Consider the following 20,766-nt stretch of genomic DNA (forward strand, 5'->3'; position numbering starts at 1 on the left):
GGCGACCACCGAGCCCGCCATGTAGATGACGAGCGCTATCTGGACCAGCAGCTTCTTGCTGAAGAGGTCCGCGAGCTTGCCCCACAGCGGAGTGGTCGCGGTCATCGACAGCAGTGCGGCCGTGACCACCCAGGTGTAGGCGCTCTGACCGCCGTCGAGGTCGGTGATGATCTCGGGCAGGGCGTTGGAGACGATGGTGGACGACAGGATGGCGACGAACATGCCGAGCAGCAGCCCGGACAGCGCTTCCATGATCTGCCGGTGGGTCATCGGCGTGCCGTCGCCGGCGGGTTGAGCGCCGTGCTTGGCGTGGCCGCCCCGCACACCGGACGGTGTGGTCGTAGCCATGAAGTTCCTTTTCTTACGTCTTGTCACACGGGTGTACGGGAGTGCGGCTCGTCGTGGTGGCGCGCCCGGCAGTCTCCGAAGGAGTCGCGCAGGCGCGCCAGCATCACGATCAGCTGTCCGACGTCTTCGTCGGACCAGTCCTCGAGGTTGTGGGCGAACATGTCCGTCGTCCGCCGGGCGAGCTCGTCGAGCATGTCCAGCCCCGCGGGGGACAGCCGGAGGATGCGGGAGCGCCGGTCACCCGGGTCGGGGGAGCGCTCGATCCAGCCGCGTTCCGCCGCATGGGCCACATGCCGGCTGGTCACCGACATGTCGACGGCCAGCAGCTCGGCCAGCCGGCTCATCCGCATCTCGCCGTGCCGGTCCAGCAGGGTCAGTACGGCGGCCGTGCCGGACGGGCACTCGGCGGGGAGTATCCGTGCCAGTCCGCGCTTGACGGCGCCGATGGCACTGAGCTGCCGGGCCAGTTCCGCGTACTGACTCTGTGCGGCCATGGCCGTACCCCTCCCGACATCTTGTTGCTTAGGGCAACCATAGAAGTCATTGGTTGCTGAAGGCAAACGAAAGCGGGGCTTGCAGTAGTAAAGGAACTCAAAAGGCTTCGCATGCGCCCGGTCATGGCGCATCGGGGGAGCCGTCCGTCGCTCGCCCGGGGTTGGGCAGGACACCTGCGTTCGCTAGGGTCCTGCCCCATGGCACACAACCCCCACGCTCCCCAAGGTCAGGGCCCCGAGGGCAACTACGACCCGGCGGGCAGCACCCAGATGTTCCGCGCCTTCGTCGACGAGGGCGCGCCGCAGACCCGGCAGCCGGCGGCCACCGCCCAGTCCGGTTCGCGCGTCGGGCTCATCGTCGGCGTCATCGCCGCCGTGGTGATCCTCGGCGCGGTGGCCTGGCTCGCCCTGGGCTGACCCGCTCCTCACACCACCGGGTACGTCACCGCGGCCGCCCGTCAGGTCCAGGTGGCGGTGACGTCCTGGGTCTCGATGTGCATGCCCAGCGGCACCCGCCAGGCGTCCACACACACGGTGTACGCCTGAGTGCGTGCCGCCCCCGCGGCGATCGGCGCGGGCAGGGGCTGAGCGGACCGGATGGTCGCCCAGTCGATGCCGAGCGCGCCGATGATGTGCGTGGCGAAGGTGACGGTGCCCGACGCCACCGGTGACCGACCGCTGTTGCGGAACGTCACGGTGACCTGCTCGCACCAGCGGCGGTCGAGTGCCGCGCGCACCGGTTCGCCGACGCTGAGCACGGCGGGTCCCGGCGTGGGCTTCGGCGTGGGCTTCGAGGGTGGCTCGGCGGGCGGGGTTCCGGGCCGGTCGGGCGTGGTCGTGCCGCCGGAGCCGGAGCCTCCTGAGGTGCCCGATCCGCCCGAGGTGCCGGAGCTTCCCGCGCCCGGACTTCCGGAAGCCGGACCTCCAGCGCCCGGATCACCCGCGCCGCCCGGAGCGCCGGGGTTTCCGGAGGCTCCACCCGTACCGCCTGCGCCACTGCCGCCGCCCACGGACGGCGAACCGGACGGCTGCCCGCCCTTCGACGCCGTCGCGCCCGGTGGCTCACCCGGTCCGGTGGCGCCGTCCAGCGGTACCAGGACCACGTCGCCCTGCGGCGGAACCGCGGACGTGGGACCTCTCTCGGGCCCCGAACCCGCGGCGCCGACCGCCGCGTATCCGTCGTCGCCGCCGCTGCCGCACGCCGTCAGCGTGCCGCCGAGGCAGAGCGCCACCGCCACGAGAGCCGTTCTGGGACGTCGTCGCATCGCGTCAGTGTGTCTGACGGACCGTCAATAAGGAACCCCGGCCGCAGCCGCCGGATCGGCGACCGGGCCGGGCCGGCGGACGTCAGTCGGAGATCAGTCCCTCCCGCAGCTGCGCGAGCGTGCGGGTCAGCAGCCGGGAGACGTGCATCTGCGAGATGCCGACCTCCTCGCCGATCTGGGACTGCGTCATGTTCGCGAAGAACCGCAGCATGATGATCTGCCGCTCCCTGGGCGGGAGTTTGGCCAGCAGCGGCTTCAGGGACTCGCGGTACTCCACGCCCTCGAGCGCCGAGTCCTCGTACCCCAGACGGTCCGCCAGCGAGCCCTCGCCGCCGTCGTCCTCGGGGGACGGCGAGTCCAGCGAGGACGCCGTGTAGGCGTTTCCGACGGCGAGGCCGTCGACCACGTCCTCCTCGGAGACCCCGAGCACGGCCGCGAGTTCGGGCACGGTCGGGGAGCGGTCCAGCTTCTGCGCCAGCTCGTCGCTCGCCTTGGTGAGCGCGAGCCGCAGCTCCTGGAGCCGGCGCGGCACCCGCACCGACCACGAGGTGTCGCGGAAGAAGCGCTTGATCTCGCCGACGACCGTCGGCATGGCGAACGTCGGGAACTCCACGCCTCGTTCGCAGTCGAAGCGGTCGATCGCCTTGATCAGACCGATCGTGCCGACCTGGACGATGTCCTCCATCGGTTCGTTGCGGGAGCGGAACCGGGCCGCCGCGTAACGCACCAGGGGGAGGTTGAGTTCGATGAGGGTGTCGCGCACATAGGTGCGCTCCGGGGTGTCGCCCGCGCCCTCGGCGTTCTGCGCGTCCAGTGCGCGCAGCCGCAGAAACAGGGAGCGGGACAGAGTGCGGGTGTCGATGGCCTCCGAGCTGTCAGGCGTGACAGGTGCGGGAGCGCTCTTTGTGAGCGTAAGCACCTTCGAGCTGCCCTGTTCTGCGGACATGCCACCCCCTTGAGGTCGCGGACGGTCGCGGTGGCCGCGACCAACGGAGGAACGCAGCTTCCCCTGAAATACCGGCGGCGAGGCTGCGGCAAACGCGTCTCCGGCAGAATGTCACATGTCGGCAACACGCTGTAGTGACATGTCGACAAGTAATGGGCCAAACTCCGCAGGCGGCAGGGGGTGTACGGATGTGGGCCCGATGAAAAGCGTCCGACCGGGGTATACCCGATCCGGCTACGCCTCGATCCTGTTTGCGGATCGCAATCGGGAGAAGCTGCGCGCCAGAAGTCTTGACACGTGCATCTGGGAGACTCCCAGCTCCTGGCTGATCTGTGACTGCGTCAGATTGCTGTAGTACCGCAGCATCAGGATGCGCTGTTCCCGCTCGGGCAGTTGTACGAGCAGATGCCGTACGAGATCCCGGTGTTCGACGCCCGCGAGAGCGGGGTCCTCGTAACCGAGCCGGTCCAGCAGGCCGGGCAGCCCGTCGCCCTCCTGCGCCGCCTCCAGTGAGGTCGCGTGGTACGAGCGGCCGGCCTCGATGCAGGCCAGCACCTCGTCCTCGCCGATCTTCAGCCGCTCGGCGATCTCGGCGGTCGTCGGCGAACGGCCGTGAGCGGTCGTCAGGTCCTCGGTGGCGCCGTTGACCTGGACCCACAGCTCGTGCAGCCGCCGCGGCACATGGACGGTCCGTACGTTGTCGCGGAAGTAACGTTTGATCTCGCCGACCACCGTGGGCATCGCGAAGGTCGGGAACTGCACCCCGCGGTCCGGGTCGAAGCGGTCGATCGCGTTGATGAGTCCGATCGTGCCGACCTGGACGACGTCCTCCATCGGCTCGTTGCGGGAGCGGAAGCGGGCGGCGGCGTACCGCACGAGCGGGAGGTTCGCCTCGATCAGCGCCCCCCGCACCCGGGAGTGTTCCGGGGTGCCGGGCTCGAGGTCCTTGAGCTCCCCGAAGAGCACCTGGGTCAGGGCCCTGGTGTCGGCGCCCCTGCTCTGTGGCCGCGCGGTGGCGGGCGGGTCGTCCGGCCGCTCGTTCTGGGGCAACACCTGAGGCGCAGTACTGGCCGGCACGGTCACGCCACCCCTTTGCGGTCAACTACGGTCAACTCATCCGTCAAAAGCGGTCATAGCATCACAAGACATGTCCACTGTGTGCAAGCACCCGAAAACGCCGTGTTGACGGCAAGTTGGGATCTAAACCTCAAAAAACCCCCCGCCCAGCGGGCGGAGGGCCGGAAAAGCAGGTGGTTCAGAACTCGTAGTCGGCGATCACCCAGGTGGCGAACTCACGCCACTGTCCGGCGGCAGCCTGATGGGCCGGATGCTCGATGTACCGCTTCAGCGCATCGCCGTCGGCGACGGCGGAGTTGATGGCGAAGTCGTAGGCGATCGGCCGGTCGGTGATGTTCCAGCCGCACTCCCAGAACTCCAGCTCGGGCACGAGCCCGTCCAGCTCCCGGAAGGCCTGCGCGCCGGCGATCACCCGGGGCTCGTCGCGCCCCACTCCGTCGTTGAGCTTGAACAGGACCAGATGGCGGATCAAGGGGCACTCCCAGCGTCGGTCGTTCGTTCCGCCGACAGACCCCGGGGCCTGTCGTTCGGATCAGCGACAGACCCTAATTGACGAGCTCGGTCATGAAGTCCCCGACGCCCTGCGCGGCGGTCGATATGCCCTCGAACCCTATCTGGACCAGGTCGGCGGCCTTCTCCGGGGACGTGATGATCGTGTAGAGCACGAAGACGACGACGACATAGACAGCGATCTTCTTCGTCTGCACCATCAGCCCTTGCTCCCTGCGTTCCCTGGCCCCTGCGCCTCCCCCGTTCGTGGAGTCGCGTGAGTCTAACCGAGCCCTTCCGGACCAAGAACCCGGTGATCGTGGCCGGTTGCCGACGGGGTCCCGGGGCCGCCGGACAGGTCCGTACGAGTGGTCCCGGAACAGACGAAAGGGCCCGGCTCGATGAGCCGGACCCTTTGCCGAGAGCGGTAGCGGAGGGATTTGAACCCTCGGTGAGTTTCCCCACACTCGCTTTCGAGGCGAGCTCCTTCGGCCGCTCGGACACGCTACCGGGAGAGAGCTTAGCCCAAGGTGGGCCGTGCTCCGAAATCGGTATCCGGATCCGTGCTCAGCGCTCGCGGAAGAAGGCCGTCAGAAGCGCCGCGCACTCCGGTTCGAGCACGCCGAGCACCACCTCGGGCCGGTGGTTGAGCCGTCTGTCCCGTACGACGTCCCACAGCGAACCCGCGGCGCCCGCCTTCTCGTCGCGGGCGCCGTAGACCACCCGGTCCACCCGGGACTGCACGATCGCGCCCGCGCACATGGTGCACGGCTCCAGCGTCACGACCAGCGTGCAGCCGGTCAGCCGCCAGCTGCCGAGGCGCTCGGCGGCCCTGCGGATCGCCAGGACCTCGGCATGGGCCGTCGGGTCGCCCGTCAGCTCGCGTTCGTTGTGCCCGGCGGAGAGCACCGTGCCGTCCTCGCCCAGCACGAGGGCGCCGACCGGCACATCGCCGGACAGCGCCGCACGCTCCGCCTCCGCCAGGGCGGCGCGCATCGGCGCCTCCCAGGGTCCGCGTACCGGGTCCGAGCCTGCCGGTACGCGATCGGGTGCCGCTCCCGTCACTAGCGAACGGTCTCCAGAACCTCGGCCGCGCCCAGCGACTCGGCGATCTCCGGCAGTGCCTCCGTATCCAGTGCCAGCAGCTCCTTCTCCGACAGACCGAGGTCCGTCAGGATGTCGCGGTCACCGACCGGTCCCGCGGGCACGGTGTCGAGCGCGGCGATGGGGTCGACGGCTTCCTCGTCGTCGTCCTCGTCCGCCTCGCCGTCCTCGGTGCCGTCGAGGTCCAGGGTGTCCAGATCGTCGGCCGGGTCATCATCGTCCCCGCCGAGCAGTTCGTTGGTGAGGATCTCCCCGTAGGAGGAGCGCGCGGCGGCGGCGGCGTCCGAGACGAAGATACGAGGATCCTCCTCGCCCTCCACCCGGACGATGCCGAACCAGGCGTCCTCCTGCTCGATGAAGACGAGCACCGTGTCCTCGTCCACCGAGGCCTCACGTGCCAGGTCGGTCAGATCCGACAGCGTCTCCACATCGTCGAGCTCTGTGTCGCTCGCTTCCCACCCGTCATGAGTGCGCGCGAGCAGTGCGGCGAAGTACACCGTGACTCTCCCACTGATCAGAGGTGTGACGACCGGCGGTGCGCTGAGCGTGCCCCGCCCTCTCGGAATCGTGGCAGAAAGCGGGCCATTGCGAGAGGTCTTCCGTCGTTGCGTCGGCCATCAGTTCTCACAGGCACCGTTTGCGTGGGCCTGTCACCAGCGGAACGTGCGCATGCGCATCTGCTGACGCATCCGTGCCGCACGGGCCCGGCGCGGCTGCACACGGTCGCGCAGCGCCTTGGCCTCGTGGAGCTCGCGGAGGAACTGGGCGCGCCGCCTCCTGCGTGCCGCCTCGGTCTCGCTCTCGCTCGCTATGTCGTGCTGTTCACCCTCGGGCTCAGGCATCGCCCACACACCACCCCACGGCCGGATCCGTCTTCCCCTCGGCCCCTGGGCCTGGGGGGATCCCCTCCACCTTCCCTCCGGAACCTGCCTTGATGCGAGCGCGGGCTACTGTTGACGCCATGCGGATCCACGTCGTCGACCACCCCCTGGTGGCGCACAAACTCACCACGCTGCGCGACAGGCGCACCGACTCCCCGACCTTCCGGCGTCTCGCCGACGAGCTGGTCACCCTGCTCGCGTACGAGGCGACCCGGGACGTGCGCACCGAGCAGGTGGACATCGTGACCCCGGTGACCGGGACGACGGGCGTCAAGCTGTCGCACCCGCGTCCGCTGGTGGTGCCGATCCTGCGCGCCGGCCTCGGCATGCTGGACGGCATGGTGCGCCTGCTGCCGACCGCCGAGGTGGGCTTCCTCGGGATGATCCGCAACGAGGAGACACTGGAGGCGTCGACGTACGCGACCCGGATGCCCGAGGACCTCTCGGGCCGCCAGGTCTACGTCCTCGACCCGATGCTGGCCACCGGCGGCACGCTGGTCGCGGCGATCCGTGAGCTGATCAAGCGCGGCGCGGACGATGTGACGGCGGTCGTGCTGCTGGCGGCGCCCGAGGGCGTCGAGATGATGGAGCGCGAGCTCGCCGGCACGCCGGTCACGGTCGTCACGGCCTCCGTGGACGAGCGCCTGAACGAGCACGGCTACATCGTCCCGGGCCTCGGCGACGCGGGCGACCGCATGTACGGCACGGTCGACTAGGGGGCCAGGGCCAGGGCCTGGGCCCTGATCCGAGCGACCTCGGCCGCCGGGACGACCGTGTCCCGGCGGCCTTGTCGTGCGGTGGCGCCTCGATGCGGGGGTGCGGTCTCAGCACTTCCCGGCGGGAGCGGGCGCGGGCTTCGCGAGGACCGTCAGTGCCTGGTCCGCGTCCGGCTTGGCCGTGAGCGCCGTGAAGCCCGTACCGAGAATCAGGTCCACGTCCGCCGTCTTGCGCGCGTCCGTCTTGGTCGTCGCGCCCCTCAGCTGGGTGCCGAGGACCGAGAACGGACCCTTCGACGCCGTCGGCGCGCCGAGCAGTATCCCGATGCCCGGAACCTTCTTGTCGTAGGCGGCCGGCGCGTTGCCCACCTTGCCGATGGCAAAGCCGCGTTTCTTGAGTTCGTCGGCCGCGGCCTTGGCCAGACCGGACCGCGGAGTGGCGTTGTAGACGTTCACCGTGATCTGTCCGGGCTTGAGGGCCACGGGAGCCGCCGCGGAGGTCTTCGCAGCCGGTTGGCAGTCCGCCTTGTGGCTCGCCGACGTCTTCTTCCCGTCACCGGTGAAGACGTCGATGAGCTGCAGCGTTCCCCACCCGGCCAGCCCGAGGGCGACGACCGCGGCAACGACTGCCGTGACGATCCTGCGGCGATTGCGAGGGCGTCGCATGCGGGGGTACTTGTCGCCCGTGATGCGGTACTTTCCGCCCATGCCGGGGGGAGTGAGCATGCTCATGGGCGCAGCGTAGTGCGACCCGGAGTCCATGCCTACTAAACGATCAACTGATTGCGTCCGTACGGACTTCGAATAAGCCCGAAAGGGTCAGTGACCGGCCCCTCGCCGAGCGCCTCGCGGCCGGTTGTGCGGGTCAGCCGAGTTCGAGGACGCGGGCGTGCAGCACCTGGCGCTGCTGGAGCGCGGCGCGTACGGCGCGGTGCAGGCCGTCCTCGAGATAGAGGTCGCCCTGCCACTTCACGACATGCGCGAAGAGGTCGCCGTAGAAGGTCGAGTCCTCGGCCAGCAGCGTTTCCAGATCGAGCTGACCCTTGGTCGTCACGAGCTGATCGAGGCGGACCGGGCGCGGCGCGACATCCGCCCACTGCCGGGTGCTTTCCCGGCCGTGGTCGGGATACGGCCGCCCGTTACCGATGCGCTTGAAGATCACACGGAAAGCCTACCGGTCAAGCGGCTCCGGGCGCAGCCATGGCAGCCCAATGCGATCCTGTGCAAAACGGTACAGACCGGAAATCACACGCCACAGACCGGAAATCCGAGGTCCGTCATGGCCGAGACCGTGCCGCAGCCCGCGCAGGAAATCGCCTCGGGTTACGCCGTCGACGGCCCTGCCCTGGAGCTGGGCGCCCTGCTCTGGGACGGGCAGTGCCTGCCCCAGGCGCCGGTGCGTATCCCGCTCTCCATGCTCAACCGGCACGGACTGGTCGCCGGGGCCACCGGCACGGGCAAGACCAAGACGCTCCAGCTGATCGCCGAGCAGCTCTCCGCGAACGGGGTGCCCGTCTTCCTGGCCGACATCAAGGGCGACGTGTCCGGCGTCTCCGCGCCCGGCCAGGACGGCGCCAGGGTGCGCGAGCGGGCCGCGCAGGTCGGGCAGGAGTGGCAGGCCGAGGGCTTTCCCTGCACCTTCTACGGGCTGGGCGGCATCGGCGCCGGCATCCCCGTCCGGGCCACCGTCACGAGCTTCGGGCCCGTGCTGCTCTCCAAGGTGCTCCAGCTCAACCAGACGCAGGAGCAGTCCCTCGGGCTGATCTTCCACTACGCGGACTCCAAGGGACTGGAGCTGGTCGACCTCAAGGATCTGCGCGCGGTGGTGGCCTTCCTGGTGTCGGACACCGGCAAGGCGGAACTGAAGAACATCGGCGGGCTCTCGACGGCCACGGCGGGCGTCATCCTGCGCTCGATCACCGCCTTCGAGCAGCAGGGCGCGGGCGGGTTCTTCGGCGAGCCGGAGTTCGACACGAGCGAGCTGCTGCGGACCGCCCCGGACGGGCGGGGCCTGGTCTCCGTACTGGAGCTGCCGTCGGTGCAGGACAAGCCGCAGCTGTTCTCCACCTTCCTGATGTGGCTGCTCGCCGATCTCTTCGAGGATCTGCCCGAGGTCGGCGACGTGGAGAAGCCGAAGCTCGTGTTCTTCTTCGACGAGGCGCATCTGCTGTTCAACGGGGCGTCCAAGGCGTTCCTGGAGTCGATCACGCAGACCGTGCGGCTGATTCGCTCGAAAGGAGTCGGCGTCTTCTTCGTGACGCAGACACCCAAGGACGTGCCGTCCGATGTGCTGGCACAGCTCGGCAACCGGGTGCAGCACGCGCTGCGGGCGTTCACACCGGACGACGCGAAGGCGCTGAAGGCGACGGTGAAGACCTTCCCGAACTCGGCGTACGACCTGGAAGAGGTGCTCACCGGGCTCGGCATCGGCGAGGCCGTGATCACCGTGCTGAGCGACAAGGGAGCGCCGACGCCCGTCGCGGCGACACGGCTGCGGGCGCCGCAGTCCCTGATGGGGCCGATCGACGCGGCGGCGATGCAGTCGGCGGTGACCTCCTCACCGCTGTACGCGCGCTATGCGCAGGCGGTCGACCGGGAGTCGGCGTACGAGAAGCTGACCGCCGAGCAGCAGGCGGCGGAAGCGGCGGCCGAAGCCGCGGCGCGGGACGCGGAGGCGGCGAAGCAGGCCGCGAAGGACGCGGCCGGGGCGCCGAGGCCCTCGCAGCGGAAGGATGAGTCGCCGGCCGGTCAGGTGATGGGCAGCGGGGTCTTCCGGTCGCTGGCGCGCTCGGTGGGCACACAGCTCGGCCGGGAGATCTCCCGCTCGCTGTTCGGCACCGCCCGCCGCAGGCGCTGAGACGACGCTCCCCCGCGCCCGGACGGGCGCGGGGGAGCGCGGTTCTGCCGGGTGGCTCGGTGGTCGTTACTCGGTGACCTCGTGGCCGTGGCCGTCGTGAAGACCGCCGCCGCTGCCGGCGTCGCCCTCCGTCGGGACGGTGGTGACCGGCTTCCTGAGCGAGCTCAGGTCGTGGGCGTACGTGCCGACCGCGTTGGCGATGACGCCGATGTTCACGGCGAACGCCTTCATGTTGATGTTGCTGAGGTTGTCACCCTTGGCGTGGTAGTTCGGGTCGTACGCGACACCGGCGGTGCCACCGAACTTCGTCGCCTGGGCCGGGGTCTTGAGGCCCTCGGCACCGGTGAACGTACCGCCGGAGGGGATGCCGACCTCGATGAACGGCCCGTAGTCCGAGCGTCCGGTGAAGTCCGTGCCCTCGTGCGGGGTGCCGCGCTTGTCGAGGAACGTGTTGATGTCCCGCTCCAGCTGCGCCGAGCCCGCCGGGCCGGGGCCCGCGCCCACACCGTCGGAGTCGTCGCCGTCGTAGACGAAGAGCCCGTAGTTCGGCGAGGCGATCATGTCGAAGTTCAGATAGAGCTTGATCTCCTTCTTGCCGAGGTCGCTGAGGTTCGCGACGTACGCCTCGGAGCCGAGCAGACCGTTCTCCTCCGCCGACCACCAGGCGAAGCGGACCTTGTTGGCCGGGCGCTTCTCGGCCTTGGCCAGCTCCTGGGCGACTTCGAGCAGACCGGCGGAGCCGGAGCCGTTGTCATTGATGCCGGGGCCGGCGGTGACCGAGTCGAGGTGCGAGCCGAGCATCACGGTGTTGGCCGCGTTGCCCGTGCGCGTCTCCGCGATCACGTTTCTGGTCGTGCGGTTCTGCTGGAGCTGGCGGATCTCGAAGGAGACGTTCACCGCGCCCTTGGCGAGATCGGCGACGAGCTTCTCGCCGTCCGCCTGGGTGACCCCGCCGGTGGGGATCTTGCCGGTGGCCACATCGCCCAGGGTGCCCGAGAGCGCGCCCGTGGTGTTGTTGTAGACGATGGCGCCGACCGCGCCGGCAGCGGCCGCGGCGACCTGCTTCTCGCCGAAGGTGCAGCCGCCGCGCTTGATGAGCGCGATCTTCCCGGTGAAGGTTCCGGAGGCGTAGTCGGCGGGCTCGCAGCCCGTCGTCTCGTCCACCGGCACGGCGGCCAGATCGGCCTTGATGCCGCCCACCGGAGTGGACTTGGTGTACGTCATCGCCGAGATCGCGACGTCGCGCGGCGTGGGCGAGACCACGGAGAGCTTCTCGGCCTGCGTCTCGGTGTAGACGAAGGAGAACTCTTCGTACGAGACGTCGTAGCCGTACTTCTTCATCTGCTGGTAGACGTACGCGGCGGACGCGTCGTGGCCCAGCGAACCGGCGGCCCGGTGGCCGCCCGTGGTGTCGGCTATCTGCTGGAACTTCTCCAGATGCTTGTGCGCGTCCTTGGCGGACGCCTTGCCGACCAGCTTCTGCGCCAGCTTCGACGCGTTCTTCGCCGCCTGGGCGCCAGGGTCCTGGCGGTGCGCGGCAGAAGGGGATGCGGATGCCAGCAGGAGCGGGGTGGCGAGTGCGGCTGCGGCCATGGTGGCCACGGCTCTGCGACGGGATGCCTTCACAGAGATCCTTCCCGGTGTGGACAGGTGGAAGGGAAGTTAGCGACGCACGGCAGTTCTGTGAACGGATGTGCCTCAACTCACGTCGCAATTCATCTCATTGACACCAGGAGTGGAGGGATCCGCTTCAACACGCCGATGATCAGCCTCCCTTGGCCGCCTTCGCCGCCGCCTTCATCTCCTGCTTGTGCGCCCGCACCTTGGCGAGGGATTCGGGTCCCGTGATGTCGGCGGCGGAGCGGTAGGAGCCCTGTTCGCCGTAGGCGCCGGCGGCCTCCCGCCAGCCCGTCGGCCGGACGTCGTACTGCTTGCCGAGCAGCGCGAGGAAGATCTTCGCCTTCTGCTCGCCGAATCCGGGCAGCGCCTTCAGCCGGGCCAGCAGCTCCGCGCCGTTCTGTACGTCCTGCCAGACCGCGCTCGCGTCACCGCCGTACTCGTCGACCAGGTACTGACAGAGCACCTGCACGCGCTTGGCCATGTTTCCCGGGTAGCGGTGGACGGCGGGTTTCTCCTTCAGCAGCTCGGCGAAGGCCTCGGGGTCGTACGCGGCGATCGCGGCGGCATCGAGGTCGTCCGCGCCCATGCGGCGGGCGATGGTGTACGGGCCGGAGAACGCCCACTCCATCGGAACCTGCTGGTCGAGCAGCATCCCGACGAGAGCGGCGAGCGGACTGCGGCCGAGCAGTTCGTCGGCCTCGGGTTGCTGGGAGAGGTGAATTGTGGGGCTCATGTCCCGATGATCTCTCCGGCCGCGGCGGGCCGCCAGTGAGCAGGGCGTCCGGGGCGCCGTCCGGCGGACACGATCGCCGAACGGGACGACCGGCCGCCGGCGACGTGTGCGGACGCGGCAGACGCGGACCGGGGCAGCGGTCGTGTCCTTCCGCGCGGCCGGCCGGTTTCTCAGCGCGCGCCGCCCCCGCGTCCCCGTCGGGCCTCCAGACCGTCCAGTACGCACTGGAGCCCGTCCTCGAACCCGTCGTCACGCGCGCCGTTCGCGTCCGCGTCCCGCTGGGCCGCGTAGAGCCTCCGCAGCCGGGGGTGACCCTGGACCGCCTGCTCTGCGGCCGGCAACAGGCTCTCGATCAACTCCTGTTCGGCCCGGCCGCTGCGCCTGACCGTCGTCAGCCACGCCGCCTCGGTGGTCGACACCCCGATGACGTACGCGAACACCGTGCTCACGCCCCGGTCCGCCGCGTCGAGCGAGAAGCCGCCGTCCTCCAGTACGCCGAGCAGGGCGTCGGAGAGCCGCATCATGTTCGGGCCCAGGTGGGCCACGCCCACCTCGCCCAGGACCGAGACGATCCAGGGGTGTTGCAGGAAGGTGGAGCGGAGGCTGTGGGCGCAGCGGGTGGTGGCCGCGCGCCAGTCCGCGGGGTCGTCGGCGGCCGGTACCTCGATCTCGCCGTAGACCTGGTCCACGACCAGCTCGAACAGCTCGTCCTTGTTGGCCACGTACGTGTACATCGACGTGGCGCCGGCGTTCAGTCGGGTGCCGAGCTTGCGCATGCTCAGGGCGTCGAGCCCTTCGGCGTCCAGCAGTTCGAGTGCCACGGACACGATCTGGTCCCGGCTCAGGGCCGGCTGTTCCCGCCGCTGCCGCTGGGGCCGCGTCCACACCGACTGGACCTGCTGCTTCTCCGCTGACATCCGGGTCTCCTCTTCGTCTCGCCGCCAGGATAGCCCAGCGCGCGAACGATGTGCGTCTTGCGTACGCCGTGCGTCAGCCGTACAGTGTTCGGAGTAGCGAACGACGTATGGACCAACTGCGGAAAGGCTGGATGATGGAGACCGAACGCCCCGAACGCCACCCACGGCGCTGGCTGATCCTGATCGTGCTCTGCCTCAGCACGCTGGTGCTGGTCATCGACAACATGGTGCTCACGGTGGCGGTCCCTCCGATCACCGAGGACCTCGGGGCGAGCGCGCAGGACATCCAGTGGATCATCGACTCGTACATGCTGGTCTTCGCCGGTCTGCTGCTCACCTCGGGCAGCCTGTCCGACCGCTTCGGGCGCCGGAAGGTCATGATCATCGGCCTGGCGCTGTTCGGCGCCGCGTCGGTGCTGGCCACCTGGGCCGGCAGCCCTGAACAGCTCATCGCCGCCCGCGTGATGATGGGTGTCGGCGGTGCCCTGATCATGCCGAGCACCCTGTCGATCCTGATCACGGTCTTCGACGAGGCCGAGCGGCCCAAGGCCATCGCGGCCTGGAGCGGTGTGGCGATGATCGGCCTGGTCGGCGGTCCGGTTCTCGGCGGTGTCCTGATCGCCAAGCTCTGGTGGGGCGCGGTCTTCCTCATCAACATCCCCATCGCGGCGCTCGCGATCATCGCGGCCGTGGCGCTGATGCCGGAGTCCAGGGGCCCCTGGCGCAAGGCCGATCCGCTCGGCATGGTGCTCTCGATGGCCGGCATGGTCGCCCTGGTCTGGACGATCATCGAGCTGCCGGAACTGGGTCTCACCGACCCGGCCACGCTGACCTCGCTCGCCGTCACGGTGCTGTGCCTGGGCGGCTTCGCGTACTGGGAGCTGCGCGCCCCCTCCCCGATGGTGCCGCTCTCCCTGTTCCGCGACCGCGTCTTCACCGGGTCCAGCTTCTCGCTCGTCCTGCTGACCTTCGCCAACGGCGGACTGATGCTGGTGCTCACCCAGTTCCTCCAGTTCGTGCTGGAGTACTCGCCCACCGAGACCGGTCTCGCCTTCACCCCGCTGGCCGTCGCCGCGCTGCTGTTCAACGTGCTCGGCGCCTCGCTGGTGCAGAAGCTGGGCAACCGCGCCGTCGCGGTCATCGGTCTGATCGTCGTCGCGTCCGGCTTCGGCCTGCTCACGACCCTGTCCACGGACGACGGCTTCGGGATGCTGGCGGCGGCGATGGTCCTCATGGGAGCGGGCAGCGGACTGGCGATGCCCGCGGCGATCGCGGCGCTGATGGGCGCGGTGCCGGAGGAGCACGCCGGCGTCGGATCGGCGCTCAACGACACCATTCAGCAGGCGGGTGCGGCCCTCGGCGTGGCCATCATGGGCGCGGTGCTGTCGAGCACCTACACCAGCTCGATGCCCGGCTCGGCGCCCGAGCAGGCACGGGAGTCGATCGGCGACGCGCTCGCCGTGGCCGGCCGCACCGGTGACGCGGAACTGCTCGACTCCGCCCGGGACGCCTTCACGGAGGCGATGTCCGCCGGCTTCTGGGTCGGGGCCGCGGGTGTGCTGGCGGCGGCGGTGCTGGCGCTGCTTCTGATGCGGGGGCGTACGCCCGATGCGCGGGCCGGCGCCGAGGACTCACCGAAGGCCGACGCGGAGGACCTGGTGAAGGAAGCCGAGGGCCTGGTGAAGGGGGACAGGGCGCTCGAGGAGACGGCCGGGCAGTCGGCCGGCTGAGGTCGCGGCACGGACGGCCGTACGGGAAAGGCACTGACGGCTCGATGACGAAGGCCCCGGAACGGTTCGCCGTTCGGGGCCTTCGGCGGTGTCGGGCCCGTGCGGGGGGATTCAGGGCGCCGTGAAGAGCTGCGGGAACCGGGGAGCCAGCCAGGGCCGGCGGCCCCAGGCCAGCACTCGGCCCCGGGCGATGGCGCCCCGCGGGTCGCATCGGCCGAGCGCCATGAGCAGGAAGGTCACCGGCTCGGTGAGGATGGTGCAGTCCGGACGGCCCGGCGTCCGGGCTTCCACCGCCGCGCTGCCGTCGGTGAAGGTCACACCGAAGCGCGCGCCTCCCCACAGGCGGATCGTGTACGCGGCGTTCAGCCCGGCGGCCGTGACGCCGTCGACCACCCGCGGCATGGCCACGATCATGAAGGGCAGGGTCAGCCCGACCCTCGCCCGGTCGATCATGTGCGGGCGGCCGAGCGCGCGGGCCAGGTCGTAGCCGTGGCCGAGCATGTGGGTCAGCAGGTACGAACCCAGTTCCGCCCGGCTCATCGGGCCGAGCGGGGTGATGACGGTCTCGTCGGGGGAGTTGCGGTCCGCCGCGTCGAGGAAGGCGGCGGCCTGCCCCACGATCATCGCGGCCAGCGGACGGGCGTCCCGCTCGGAGAACGCGGCGAGCGCGCGTTCGTTGGCGGCTGCCAGGCTCTGCGGAGTGCCGTCGCCGTGGTTGCGCTCCCGCCCCGCGGCTATGTCGGCCATCAGCTCGTTGGCCTGCGCGAGATGGGCGGCTGCCGCTCCCAGGGTCCACTGCGAGTCCGGTACCGGGATGCCGGTGTCGGTGACCCCGCGCAGCAGCGCGGCGATGTCCTCGGCGGTGTCGCGTATCGCGTCCGCGAGCCCTTCGGGCAGCGTGCCGCGTACGTCGTGTCCTGCTGTCCCTGTCACGGCTCTCCCGGTCCCGGTCCCTCGTCCACGGAGGACCTCCGTGGCGGACTTCCACGGCGGATCGCACGGTTCCGCCGGCGAACCTGTTGGAGATCGCCCGCGGTACACAACCAGGCCGCGGGCACGACGACAAGGTCTCGGTCCCGACGAGAGGGTGCTGAGGCGACCCGCCGGGGAGTGCCGCGGATGACCAAAGAATCGAACATATGATTGAATTCAAGCCATGGCCCACCCCGCTTTCCCGTCCGACCTGGTGCAGGCCCAGCGCGACTGGAACCGCACGTATGCGCAGCTCGCGGAGGGTGTACCGCACTGCACGACGTTGCGCTGCCGCCTGCTGAGACTGTCGGTCCGCCTTCTGTGGCACCCCTTCTGGGAGACGGAGCGCGGCCGGTCACCGGCGGCCCGGGTCGAGCTTCGCCGACAGGCGCGGGGGCTGGAACGAAATCTCGATGTGCCGGCTCGCGACCGGGACCGGCCGGCTGGCGACAGCCGCCGCGTCAGGGATGCGATCAGGTGATCACTCGTGCCGGTGGTCCTGCCCGCGTGTCGTCGCAGGCGGGCTCCCCCGGCGGGAGAGTGGGTGGATGCGTCTGCGGATCACGTTCATCGCCCTTGCCGTGCTCGTGGCCTCGACCGGCTGCGTCTCGGTCCCCCATGCCGGGAAGCCGGGCACTGTGGGCCTGGCGCCGGCGGGCGACCGGTCGACGGCGCCCCTGGAACCACGGCCGACGGAACCCGTGACCCCACCGCACCGCCCGGCCCAGGCTCCGGCGCGCGAGACGCTCGCGGTGACCGGACCGGGCGCCGCGGCCACCGGGGCCCCGGCGCGCCGACACCCTGAGGACCGGCCGGTGTCGGCCCCGCGACGCGGGGCGCAGAAGCCGCCGGCGAGGCGCGCCCGGCCCGCGGCCGAACGACGTGCCCAGCCCCCGCGCCCCCGGCGCCCGCGCCCGGCGGTCCGGGTTCCGCGATCCCGGCAGACGTACGACATGCGCGGCCTGTGCGCGATCTCCGACGGCATCACCGATCCGTCGCTCACGAAGCTGTGCCGTGGGGCGTACGGCCGGTGACGGTCGTGCGCCCTACTCAACTCCCGTGCACACAGACGCATTTCATTGTGGTGGACCCTTCCCCGTCGCGGTTCGGGAGGTGCGGTCCCGTCGGCGGTGCACCCGTAACTCACCAGTTCCCCCGGGATATCCGCAACCGGTGACCACGGAATGCCGTTAGCGACTAGCCCTGCCTTCTCGACCTGCCTGGGAGTCCTTCTGTGGCCGCAGACACCATCAGTACCCACCCGCCCGTGCCCGGTACGACCCCCGTCCCCGGCCAGGCCCCCGACGGCGGTTGTGCCGAACGGCAGGTGGAGGAAAGGGACTTCACCTTCGCCGGCTTCCGCTACACATGCCGTATCGCGCGAGGAGCACGCCCCGACGCCGAGGCCATCCTGGTGCTGGGCGGATCGTCGCAGGACCGCTTCTCCTGGACGCGCCACGAGAAGTGGCTCTCGCACGCGCATTCCGTCATCACCGTGGACCTTCCCGGCTACGGCGGCGCCGACTTCCTTCCGGCGGCGTACGGCATCGACTTCCTCGCGGCGGCGGTACGGGATCTCCTCGACTCCCTGGAACTGCCGCGGGTCCATCTCGTGGGCGCCTGTTACGGCGGAGCCATCGGTCTGCGGTTCGCCCAGCACTACCCGCACCACCTCGCCCGGCTGATGCTCGTCGGTATGACGACGAGGATCCCGGACGACTACGCCGCGGCCATGGTGCGCTGGGACGGCATGATCCGGGAGGGGCAGACGGAGACGATCGCCCGTGAACTGGCCGACCGTTTCATGTCCCCGCCCGGCACGGGCCGCGTCCGCAAGCACGCGGCCGTGGCCCGCCTGGTCCACCAGCAGATCGCCTCGCAGAATCCCGAGCAGCTGCGAAAGTCCGCGGAGCACAACAGCCGTCTGATGCGGCATGAGTGGTACCGCCCGGAGCCGGTGCCGCACATCCCCAATCTGGTCGTCACGGGCGAGCACGACACGCTGACCACGCCTGCCATGGGCCGGGACGTGGCCGCGTGTCTGCCGGCGGGCCGGTTCATGACCATCGAGGAGACCGACCACCTCGCGCCGGTGGAGCGCATCGCCGACTTCGCGGACCTGGTGACGCGTTTCTGCACCGACAGGACGCTGGAGGGTCTGTCCTACGCGGCGGAGCCGGAGACGGTCGCGTTCGCCGGGGCGTCCTGACGTCAGTGACCAGGGCGGGGTCGGGCGCCGCGAGCGTCCCCCACGGGACCGCGAGCCTGGCCGGGACCCGGATGCGCCGGACTGTGCTCCGAGCGCCCGAGAGCCGTTCGTACGCGGGCCGTTCGTACGAGGGAAGACGGTGCCGCCCGGCGCCAGGGGTCCCCCTCCGGAGCCGGGCGGTCCCGCATCGGCAGCGTCCCAGGTCTGCCGGTGCGGTCGGTGGCAGTGGCCGCCGCTCGCGACCCCTCCCGCCTCCATCGATTCGGAACCGGGCTGCCCGGCGCTTGGTCGCCTGAGAGAACATCACCCGCCCGGTCCACCCGGGTCCCGCTCGGCCGGATCCAGCCCCTCCGGGATTCGAGGCGCGGGGTTCGGGGCGGAGTCCCGCAGCGAGCCCGCGCTTTGAGGCGACCCCCGGCCCGGGACTGTCTCGCGCGCCCTGCGGGGTTGTCCTCCATCGCCGGCCGAACTGAGGGTGTACGTCCTTGTCAGCAGGCTCTTCGGCCTTCGCCGGGGAGGGCCGGGTAAGTCCAGCCTCGCCGGCGTTTGAGGCGCGGGGTTCGGGGCGGAGCCCCGCAGCGAGCCCGCGCCTCGAAGCGACTCCCGCCCGGGGCTGTCCCGCACGCCCTGCAGGCATGGCCTCGATCGCCGTACGGACTTGCGCCGCAGCTCTCTTTCCGCCGCGGCGATCGAATCGACTTCATTCGCTTGAGTGACGCACCAATCCGCCCGCCGCCCCGGTTCCGAACTGTCTTTGTGACGATGACCAGGACCAACATCTCCCGGACCGGCTTGGCCGCAATGAGCGGTCTGCTCTCCGGCTGCGCGGCTCTCGCCGTCGCCGAGTTGGTCTCGGCCGCCGTCCGGCCCGAGGCCGGCCCGGTCACCGCGGTGGGCGGAGCGGCCATCGACCGGACGCCCGCGGGTGTCAAGGACTGGGCGATCCGCAGCTTCGGGACGAACGACAAACTCGTCCTCCAGCTCGGGATCCTCGCCACGCTCGCCGCCTTCGCCCTGGTGCTCGGCCTCGTCGCGCTGCGCTTCCGGCGCGTGGGCTCGGCCGGTGTCCTGCTCTTCGGCGTGGTCGGTGCCGCCGCGGCCGTCGGACGCCCCGACTCGACCGGACCGACGGACGGGCTTCCCTCGTTCGTCGGCGCCTTCGCGGGGGCGGCGCTGTTGTACGTCCTCGTCGGCCGGCTCACGGCCCGCCGCACGGCGGCCGATCCCGGCGCCGAACTCGGCTGGGACCGGCGGGGGTTCCTCGCCACCGCGAGCGCCGCCGCCCTCGTCTCGGCCGGGGCCGGAACCCTGGGCCGCGGCCTCAACACCTCGCGCGGGAAGGACGCCCTGGCCTCACGCGCCGCGGTGAACCTCCCGGTTGCCGCGTCCCCGGCCGCTGCCGTACCGGCCGGCGCCCGGCTGCGGGCACCGGGCATCAGCCCCTTCACCACGCCCAACAAGGACTTCTACCGGGTGGACACCGCGCTGGTGGTCCCGAAGGTCGACGCCACCCGCTGGCGGCTGCGCATCCACGGAAAGGGCGTCACGCGCCCGGTCACGTACACGTTCCAGGATCTGCTGGCACGGGAGCTGATCGAACGCGACATCACCCTGACGTGCGTGTCCAACGAGGTCGGCGGGCCGTACGTGGGCAACGCCCGCTGGATCGGGGTGCGTCTGGCCGACCTGCTGCGCGAGGCGGGTGTCAGGCCGCCTCGCCGGGGCGGCCCCGCCGACCAGCTCGTCGCCCGGTCGGTGGACGGCATGACGCTCGGCACCCCGGTCGACGACGTCATGGACGGCCGGGACGCGATGCTCGCGGTCGGGATGAACGGCGAACCGCTGCCGCTCGCCCACGGCTTTCCGGTCCGCATGATCGTCCCCGGCCTGTACGGATACGTGTCGGCCTGCAAGTGGATCGAGGACATCGAACTCACCACGTTCGCCGACTACGACCCCTACTGGGTGAAGCGGAAGTGGGCCCGCAAGGCCCCCATCAAGACCCAGTCGCGGATCGACACCCCGAAGCCGTTCGCCCGGCCCGCGGCCGGCACCGTCATGGTCGCCGGCGTCGCCTGGGCCCAGCACCGCGGCATCGACCGGGTCGAGATCCGGGTCGACGACGGCCCCTGGCGTCCCGCCGACCTCGCCGCGCAGGCCACCACCGACACCTGGCGGCAGTGGTCCTACCCGTGGAAGGCCACGCCGGGCACCCACACCCTCACCGTCCGCGCCACCGACCGGACGGGCGAACTCCAGACCGACAGACGTGCCCGCACCATCCCCGATGGAGCGAGCGGCCGGCACTCGGTGGTCGTCACCGTCGACTGAACCGGCACCCCCGGGCCTGCCCCCAGGTTCCTCAACACCTCCGCTGGTGACACACCGTCATCGTGCGAACACTCAAG

The 20,766-nt window shown here is 70.4% G+C and carries 23 protein-coding genes and 1 tRNA gene; 7 read left to right on the plus strand and 17 right to left on the minus strand.

Annotation, left to right across the window (positions count from 1 at the left end; all coding sequences use genetic code 11):
* The coding region (locus ACFWU3_RS32470) for an MFS transporter (protein ID WP_384444616.1) at positions 1-348 on the minus strand (348 nt) is incomplete at its 3' end.
* Between the two features lie 23 nt (positions 349-371).
* Entirely contained in the window at positions 372-842 is a 471-nt protein-coding gene (locus tag ACFWU3_RS32475; protein ID WP_384444618.1) for a MarR family winged helix-turn-helix transcriptional regulator, read from the minus strand.
* A gap of 198 nt (positions 843-1,040) precedes the next feature.
* Here ACFWU3_RS32475 and ACFWU3_RS32480 point away from each other — a divergent pair, with 198 nt between their 5' ends.
* A complete protein-coding gene (locus ACFWU3_RS32480) occupies positions 1,041-1,259 on the plus strand; it encodes a hypothetical protein (RefSeq protein WP_313945422.1) in 219 nt (72 codons plus the stop codon).
* 41 nt (positions 1,260-1,300) lie between these two features.
* On the opposite strand, the gene ACFWU3_RS32485 is transcribed toward ACFWU3_RS32480, so the two are convergent.
* The 9 genes from ACFWU3_RS32485 to ACFWU3_RS32525 form a co-directional block, all read right to left on the minus strand.
* On the minus strand, positions 1,301-2,107 hold the full coding sequence (locus tag ACFWU3_RS32485; RefSeq protein ID WP_384444620.1) for a hypothetical protein: 807 nt from the start codon (positions 2,105-2,107) through the stop codon (positions 1,301-1,303).
* 82 nt (positions 2,108-2,189) lie between these two features.
* The gene (locus tag ACFWU3_RS32490) at positions 2,190-3,053 is read right to left on the minus strand and encodes an RNA polymerase sigma factor SigF (RefSeq protein ID WP_313945424.1); all 864 of its coding nucleotides are present in this window, start codon (positions 3,051-3,053) and stop codon (positions 2,190-2,192) included.
* Positions 3,054-3,287: 234 nt separating this feature from the next.
* Positions 3,288-4,130, minus strand: a complete 843-nt coding sequence (locus ACFWU3_RS32495; protein WP_384444622.1) for an RNA polymerase sigma factor SigF — start codon at positions 4,128-4,130, stop codon at positions 3,288-3,290.
* A gap of 178 nt (positions 4,131-4,308) precedes the next feature.
* A complete protein-coding gene (locus ACFWU3_RS32500) occupies positions 4,309-4,602 on the minus strand; it encodes a Dabb family protein (RefSeq protein WP_327682580.1) in 294 nt (97 codons plus the stop codon).
* Between the two features lie 73 nt (positions 4,603-4,675).
* Entirely contained in the window at positions 4,676-4,840 is a 165-nt protein-coding gene (locus ACFWU3_RS32505; RefSeq protein WP_313945427.1) for a hypothetical protein, read from the minus strand.
* A gap of 204 nt (positions 4,841-5,044) precedes the next feature.
* A tRNA-Ser gene (locus ACFWU3_RS32510) sits at positions 5,045-5,129 on the minus strand.
* A gap of 57 nt (positions 5,130-5,186) precedes the next feature.
* A complete protein-coding gene (gene tadA, locus ACFWU3_RS32515; RefSeq protein WP_384444625.1) occupies positions 5,187-5,615 on the minus strand; it encodes a tRNA adenosine(34) deaminase TadA in 429 nt (142 codons plus the stop codon).
* A gap of 68 nt (positions 5,616-5,683) precedes the next feature.
* Positions 5,684-6,220 (minus strand): hypothetical protein, encoded by a 537-nt coding sequence (locus ACFWU3_RS32520; RefSeq protein WP_313945429.1) that lies wholly within the window; start codon positions 6,218-6,220, stop codon positions 5,684-5,686.
* Between the two features lie 153 nt (positions 6,221-6,373).
* Positions 6,374-6,565, minus strand: coding sequence for a hypothetical protein (locus ACFWU3_RS32525; RefSeq protein WP_384444627.1), 192 nt, complete (start codon positions 6,563-6,565; stop codon positions 6,374-6,376).
* A 119-nt stretch (positions 6,566-6,684) separates the two neighbouring features.
* On the opposite strand from ACFWU3_RS32525, the gene upp reads away from it, so the two are divergent.
* Positions 6,685-7,320, plus strand: a complete 636-nt coding sequence (gene upp, locus ACFWU3_RS32530; protein WP_313945431.1) for a uracil phosphoribosyltransferase — start codon at positions 6,685-6,687, stop codon at positions 7,318-7,320.
* Between the two features lie 108 nt (positions 7,321-7,428).
* Here the strand turns inward: upp and ACFWU3_RS32535 are convergent, their stop codons facing one another.
* Together ACFWU3_RS32535 and ACFWU3_RS32540 are read right to left on the minus strand one after the other, a co-directional pair.
* A complete protein-coding gene (locus tag ACFWU3_RS32535; RefSeq protein ID WP_384444630.1) occupies positions 7,429-8,052 on the minus strand; it encodes a LytR C-terminal domain-containing protein in 624 nt (207 codons plus the stop codon).
* Between the two features lie 133 nt (positions 8,053-8,185).
* Positions 8,186-8,482 carry a type II toxin-antitoxin system VapB family antitoxin gene (locus ACFWU3_RS32540; protein ID WP_003955420.1) on the minus strand — a complete coding sequence of 99 codons (297 nt, stop codon included), beginning with the start codon at positions 8,480-8,482 and terminating at the stop codon, positions 8,186-8,188.
* Positions 8,483-8,599: 117 nt separating this feature from the next.
* Here ACFWU3_RS32540 and ACFWU3_RS32545 point away from each other — a divergent pair, with 117 nt between their 5' ends.
* Positions 8,600-10,177: a helicase HerA-like domain-containing protein gene (locus ACFWU3_RS32545; protein ID WP_384444632.1), complete on the plus strand. Its 1,578-nt coding sequence runs from the start codon at positions 8,600-8,602 to the stop codon at positions 10,175-10,177.
* Positions 10,178-10,243: 66 nt separating this feature from the next.
* Here ACFWU3_RS32545 and ACFWU3_RS32550 read toward each other — a convergent pair whose 3' ends face one another.
* The 3 genes from ACFWU3_RS32550 to ACFWU3_RS32560 all read right to left on the minus strand — a co-directional run bounded on the left by ACFWU3_RS32550 (position 10,244) and on the right by ACFWU3_RS32560 (position 13,447).
* Positions 10,244-11,779, minus strand: coding sequence for a M28 family metallopeptidase (locus ACFWU3_RS32550; protein ID WP_384444675.1), 1,536 nt, complete (start codon positions 11,777-11,779; stop codon positions 10,244-10,246).
* A 163-nt stretch (positions 11,780-11,942) separates the two neighbouring features.
* Positions 11,943-12,530 (minus strand): HhH-GPD-type base excision DNA repair protein, encoded by a 588-nt coding sequence (locus tag ACFWU3_RS32555; protein WP_384444634.1) that lies wholly within the window; start codon positions 12,528-12,530, stop codon positions 11,943-11,945.
* Between the two features lie 170 nt (positions 12,531-12,700).
* Positions 12,701-13,447, minus strand: a complete 747-nt coding sequence (locus tag ACFWU3_RS32560) for a TetR/AcrR family transcriptional regulator (protein WP_384444636.1) — start codon at positions 13,445-13,447, stop codon at positions 12,701-12,703.
* 107 nt (positions 13,448-13,554) lie between these two features.
* On the opposite strand from ACFWU3_RS32560, the gene ACFWU3_RS32565 reads away from it, so the two are divergent.
* Entirely contained in the window at positions 13,555-15,177 is a 1,623-nt protein-coding gene (locus ACFWU3_RS32565; RefSeq protein WP_384444639.1) for an MFS transporter, read from the plus strand.
* 111 nt (positions 15,178-15,288) lie between these two features.
* Here the strand turns inward: ACFWU3_RS32565 and ACFWU3_RS32570 are convergent, their stop codons facing one another.
* Entirely contained in the window at positions 15,289-16,110 is an 822-nt protein-coding gene (locus tag ACFWU3_RS32570) for a maleylpyruvate isomerase family mycothiol-dependent enzyme (protein ID WP_384444641.1), read from the minus strand.
* 223 nt (positions 16,111-16,333) lie between these two features.
* Here ACFWU3_RS32570 and ACFWU3_RS32575 point away from each other — a divergent pair, with 223 nt between their 5' ends.
* The 3 genes from ACFWU3_RS32575 (at position 16,334) to ACFWU3_RS32585 (ending at position 20,689) form a co-directional block, all read left to right on the plus strand.
* Positions 16,334-16,630: a hypothetical protein gene (locus tag ACFWU3_RS32575; protein ID WP_384444643.1), complete on the plus strand. Its 297-nt coding sequence runs from the start codon at positions 16,334-16,336 to the stop codon at positions 16,628-16,630.
* A 786-nt stretch (positions 16,631-17,416) separates the two neighbouring features.
* A complete protein-coding gene (locus tag ACFWU3_RS32580; protein ID WP_384444645.1) occupies positions 17,417-18,358 on the plus strand; it encodes an alpha/beta fold hydrolase in 942 nt (313 codons plus the stop codon).
* 762 nt (positions 18,359-19,120) lie between these two features.
* Positions 19,121-20,689: a molybdopterin-dependent oxidoreductase gene (locus ACFWU3_RS32585; protein WP_384444647.1), complete on the plus strand. Its 1,569-nt coding sequence runs from the start codon at positions 19,121-19,123 to the stop codon at positions 20,687-20,689.
* Positions 20,690-20,766: the final 77 nt, after the last annotated feature.

Origin of the sequence: Streptomyces sp. NPDC058685 (genome assembly GCF_042714725.1) — a bacterium.
Classification (GTDB): domain Bacteria; phylum Actinomycetota; class Actinomycetes; order Streptomycetales; family Streptomycetaceae; genus Streptomyces.

Bases quoted from the DNA above. Each gene is read 5' to 3' on its own strand.
- ACFWU3_RS32565 (WP_384444639.1), top strand. From the start codon at position 13,555: ATGGACCAACTGCGGAAAGGCTGGATGATGGAGACCGAACGCCCCGAA.
- ACFWU3_RS32505 (WP_313945427.1), bottom strand. From the start codon at position 4,840: ATGGTGCAGACGAAGAAGATCGCTGTCTATGTCGTCGTCGTCTTCGTG.
- ACFWU3_RS32575 (WP_384444643.1), top strand. From the start codon at position 16,334: ATGGCCCACCCCGCTTTCCCGTCCGACCTGGTGCAGGCCCAGCGCGAC.
- upp (WP_313945431.1), top strand. From the start codon at position 6,685: ATGCGGATCCACGTCGTCGACCACCCCCTGGTGGCGCACAAACTCACC.
- tadA (WP_384444625.1), bottom strand. From the start codon at position 5,615: ATGCGCGCCGCCCTGGCGGAGGCGGAGCGTGCGGCGCTGTCCGGCGAT.
- ACFWU3_RS32555 (WP_384444634.1), bottom strand. From the start codon at position 12,530: ATGAGCCCCACAATTCACCTCTCCCAGCAACCCGAGGCCGACGAACTG.
- ACFWU3_RS32535 (WP_384444630.1), bottom strand. From the start codon at position 8,052: ATGAGCATGCTCACTCCCCCCGGCATGGGCGGAAAGTACCGCATCACG.
- ACFWU3_RS32480 (WP_313945422.1), top strand. From the start codon at position 1,041: ATGGCACACAACCCCCACGCTCCCCAAGGTCAGGGCCCCGAGGGCAAC.
- ACFWU3_RS32560 (WP_384444636.1), bottom strand. From the start codon at position 13,447: ATGTCAGCGGAGAAGCAGCAGGTCCAGTCGGTGTGGACGCGGCCCCAG.
- ACFWU3_RS32475 (WP_384444618.1), bottom strand. From the start codon at position 842: ATGGCCGCACAGAGTCAGTACGCGGAACTGGCCCGGCAGCTCAGTGCC.
- ACFWU3_RS32545 (WP_384444632.1), top strand. From the start codon at position 8,600: ATGGCCGAGACCGTGCCGCAGCCCGCGCAGGAAATCGCCTCGGGTTAC.
- ACFWU3_RS32585 (WP_384444647.1), top strand. From the start codon at position 19,121: ATGACCAGGACCAACATCTCCCGGACCGGCTTGGCCGCAATGAGCGGT.
- ACFWU3_RS32490 (WP_313945424.1), bottom strand. From the start codon at position 3,053: ATGTCCGCAGAACAGGGCAGCTCGAAGGTGCTTACGCTCACAAAGAGC.
- ACFWU3_RS32485 (WP_384444620.1), bottom strand. From the start codon at position 2,107: ATGCGACGACGTCCCAGAACGGCTCTCGTGGCGGTGGCGCTCTGCCTC.
- ACFWU3_RS32525 (WP_384444627.1), bottom strand. From the start codon at position 6,565: ATGCCTGAGCCCGAGGGTGAACAGCACGACATAGCGAGCGAGAGCGAG.